Here is a 432-nt window from a genome sequence, read left to right on the forward strand (position 1 = left end):
GTGGTAATTGGCGAAGGAGAAGTGGTGCTTCGCCTTCAGCCAGCCATGGTCGGCGCCACCGAGGGTGGCGAAGGGGCGGACATCGATCATCCTGGATACTCCTTGCGGCGGGGTTCCCCCCTGCCCTGCTGTCGGCTCACCAGATAGGCGCGGCGAGGCGCAGTTGCAGCCTGGGGCGCCGGATCGCCGTCATTCACCTCGCCAATGACGGCAGCGCGCCGGTGACGGGCCGGGGATCAGCGCGGGCGCATCCCGGTGACGATCATCAGCCGCAGCGAACGGCCGCAATCCATGTTGCCCTGGCAATCCGGGTGCAGGATGTTCGCCAGCGACCAGGTGAAGGCCAAGGGCCGGTTCAGCAGCGCCGGCGCCTTCTCGCACATCTCGAAGCCGGCTTCCCAGCTTGCCGTCCGCCCGGCCTCGTCACGGATC

Annotated in this window: 1 protein-coding gene; it reads right to left on the reverse strand. The window is 68.1% G+C overall.

Annotated features, from left to right (window positions below):
• Positions 1–236 precede the first annotated feature (236 nt).
• Positions 237–432, reverse strand: a 196-nt coding sequence (locus ACLD7X_RS19120; RefSeq protein ID WP_411425258.1) for a hypothetical protein, incomplete at its 5' end; no start/stop codon positions are given.

The organism is Aphanothece microscopica RSMan92 (assembly GCF_046613545.2).
Classification (GTDB): Bacteria; Cyanobacteriota; Cyanobacteriia; order PCC-6307; family Cyanobiaceae; genus NIES-981.